Consider the following 3,062-nt stretch of genomic DNA (forward strand, 5'->3'; position numbering starts at 1 on the left):
CATGGGCCGAGATCGAGCCGTTGTTGATGATCCGCCCGCCGCGCGGGTCCTGATCCTTCATCTGGCGGAACCCGGCCTGGGTGCAGAGGAAGGCGCCGGTCAGGTTGATGTCCACGACGCGCTTCCAGTGCTCGACGGAGAGTTCCTCCAGCGGCACGGGCGGCGCGCCGGTCCCGGCGTTGTTGAACAGCAGGTCGAGACGGCCGAACCGGGCCCCGGTCGCCTCAAAAAGCGCCGCCACGGACGCCGGGTCGGCGACGTCGGTGACGTGGGGCAGGGCGCGGTCCGCGGCCTCGCCGGCCAGCTCCGCGGTCTCGGCCAGCGGCTCGGCGCGGCGGCCAGCGAGCGCCACCGACCAGCCGGTCCGCAGTAGCGCCAGGGACACAGCCCGGCCGATCCCGCTGCCGGCCCCGGTGACGATGGCGACCTTGGTTGTTGCGCTCCGCATCCGTGCTGGATAGCCCTAACCCCCGCGAATGCACAGCTTCGCGCTCGCGAGGTTTGTTCCAATGGCCGCAGTCCCGCCACCGCCAACGCCGACGGTCGAGGCCGTGGTGGTCTATCCGCCCCGGCTCCCGCCGCTAGGCGGCGAGGCGGCGTTCAGCGCCGTGCAGATCGGGCCGCAGATCCTAAAGCAGACGCCGAGGCTCGACCAGGCGCTGGAGAGCACGCCCGGCGTCTCCCTGTTCCGCCGCACCACTTCGCTTTCCGCCAACCCCACCACCCAGGGCGTCTCGCTGCGGGCGATCGCCGGCTCGGGCGCGGGCCGGGCGCTGGTGACGCTGGACGGCGCGCCGGTGAACGATCCGTTCGGCGGCTGGGTGATCTGGACGGCGCTGCCGTCCGAGGGGCTGGACGGCGCGACCATCGTGCGTGGCGCTGGGGCCGGCCCCTATGGCGCGGGCGCGCTTACCGGGGTGATCGCCTTGCAGGAGCGGGGCGCGGGCGAGGGGCTGGCGGCGCTGGACGTCTCGGCGGGCGAGCGCAACAGCTATCGCGCGGCGGTGTCCGGTGGCGCGCCGGGCCTACTGGTCACCGCCTCGGCGGAGACCACCGACGGCTACACGCCCGTCCGCGGTTCGGCGGCCGGCGCCGCGGACCAGCCGCTGACCCTGCAGGACCAGTCCATCGCGCTTCGGGCGCAGCACGACTTCGACGGCGTGCAGGCTGCCGCGCGGCTCGGCGTCTTCCAGGAGCGCCGCGGCGCAGGCCTGCTGGGCGCGCGCTCCAAGGCCGAGGGATCGTCGGCGACGTTCACCCTGGCGCGTCCGGCGGCCAGCGGCGTCGGCGGCTGGCGGCTGCAGGCCTGGGCGCGCAGCAGCGACCTGCTCAACACCTCGGTCGCCGTGGCGCCGGGGCGCGCCACCACCACGCCGGCCAACAACGAGTTCTCGACGCCGGCGCATGGCTATGGGCTGAACGCCGCCCTGCAGGGCCGGTGGGGCCAGGCGTCCTGGGAGGCGGGCGCCGACGCCCGCTGGGCGGACGGGACCGACCACGAGCAGTTCCGGGTGGTCAATGGCGCCTTCACCATGGGCCGCGACGCCGGCGGCAAGACCTTCGTCGGCGGCCTCTACCTGGAGGGCGCCTACGACCAGGGCCCCTGGATCGTCACGGGCGGCGCGCGGGTGGACCAGTGGACCGCCAGCGACGCCCAGCGACATGAGTTCGTGCTGGCGACCGGGGCCACGACCCTCAATTCCCCCGCGCCGAACGACTCCGGGACCGTGCCCACCGGCCGGATCGGCATCCGCTACACCCTGACGCCGGACGTCTGGCTGCGGAGCGCGGCCTACGCCGGCTTCCGGGCGCCGACGCTGAACGAGCTGCACCGCCCGTTCCGGGTCGGCAACGACATCACCGAGGCCAATCCGCTGCTGACGCCGGAAAAGCTCTACGGGATCGAGGCGGGCCTCGGCGGAGACACGCTCGTCCACTGGCAAGCCACCCTGTTCTACAACCAGCTGAACGACCCGATCACCAACGTCACCATCGGCATCGGCCCCGGGACCTTCCCCCTGGCCGGGTTCATCCCGGCCGGCGGCACGCTGCGTCAACGGCGCAACGCCGGCGAGATCGACGCCTGGGGCGTGGAGGGGGACGCCTCGGGGGACATCGTCACGACGCTCAGCTGGCGGGCCGCCTTCGCCTACACCCACGCCCGCGTCGACGGCGGCTCCAGCGCCCCGCAGCTCACCGGCCTGCGCCCGGCCCAGACGCCGGAATGGACGGTCACCGGCGGCCTCGACTGGCGCGCGCTGGAGAAGCTGACCCTGAGCGCGCAGGTCCGCTACGTCTCGACCCAGTTCGACGACGACCAGAACGCGCGGCGCCTGCCGCCGGGCGCCGAACTTAACGCGCGGGCCGCCTGGAGCCTCGCGCCGGGCCAAGAGGTCTACCTTGCGGTCGATAACCTCGCCGACGCCAAGATCTCCACAGGCAAGACCGCGGACTTCGTGGACAGCTACTCCGAGCCGCGGACTTTCCGCGTGGGCTACGCCTACCGGCGCTAGGCCTGCGCAGTTTCGGCCTGCGCCGCCATCACCTGCTCGTGGCGCGCAAGGATGCGGGGCCAGAGCGTGGCGGCTTCCGGCAGGTCGAGGCCGAAGTCGGCGGCCAGGACCTCGACGAACTCGTCGGCGGAGTGCAGCAGGCTCGTGTCCACGCCTGCCGGCGTTACCTGGCGCAGCGTGCGTCCGCGCAGCTGCAGGATCTCCTCACCGCGGAAGCGCTGCACGACGGCGTTCAGCACGAAATTGGAGTCCGGCGCGCTCTGCAGCCACCGGCATTTCTCGGCCAGCAGGTCCGGGTCGGCGGGCGCCACCGCGAAGTCGAAGGACCGCGCGCCGCCGAATTCGTGATTGTGGAAGCGCCACCAGCACTCATCCAGCGCCTCCAGCCGCAAGCGATAGCCGCCGAAGGTCATGGCGGCCGGCTGCAGGCGGAACGGCTCCAGGCTGCCGTCGCCGAAGCCCACGTCGGCGATCCACGGCTGACCGTCGAGTTCGACCAGCAGCACCAGGTGGTTGCCGATCGTGAAGTCGCCCATCATCTCGCGCATG

The 3,062-nt window shown here is 72.7% G+C and carries 3 protein-coding genes; 1 reads left to right on the forward strand and 2 read right to left on the reverse strand.

The window, feature by feature from the left end:
- The coding region (locus JWP28_RS14000) for an SDR family NAD(P)-dependent oxidoreductase (protein ID WP_299543805.1) at positions 1-448 on the reverse strand (448 nt) is incomplete at its 3' end.
- 61 nt (positions 449-509) lie between these two features.
- On the opposite strand from JWP28_RS14000, the gene JWP28_RS14005 reads away from it, so the two are divergent.
- The gene (locus tag JWP28_RS14005) at positions 510-2,513 is read left to right on the forward strand and encodes a TonB-dependent receptor (RefSeq protein ID WP_299543807.1); all 2,004 of its coding nucleotides are present in this window, start codon (positions 510-512) and stop codon (positions 2,511-2,513) included.
- Here JWP28_RS14005 and JWP28_RS14010 read toward each other — a convergent pair.
- Positions 2,510-3,062, reverse strand: a 553-nt coding sequence (locus JWP28_RS14010) for an arylamine N-acetyltransferase (RefSeq protein WP_299543809.1), incomplete at its 5' end; no start/stop codon positions are given. The two genes, JWP28_RS14005 and JWP28_RS14010, sit on opposite strands and share 4 nt — an antisense overlap.

Source organism: Phenylobacterium sp., assembly GCF_028290885.1.
GTDB lineage: Bacteria > Pseudomonadota > Alphaproteobacteria > Caulobacterales > Caulobacteraceae > Phenylobacterium.

What these genes read in the sequence shown, in the direction of transcription:
- JWP28_RS14005 (WP_299543807.1), top strand. Translation starts at nt 510, where the DNA reads ATGGCCGCAGTCCCGCCACCGCCAACGCCGACGGTCGAGGCCGTGGTG.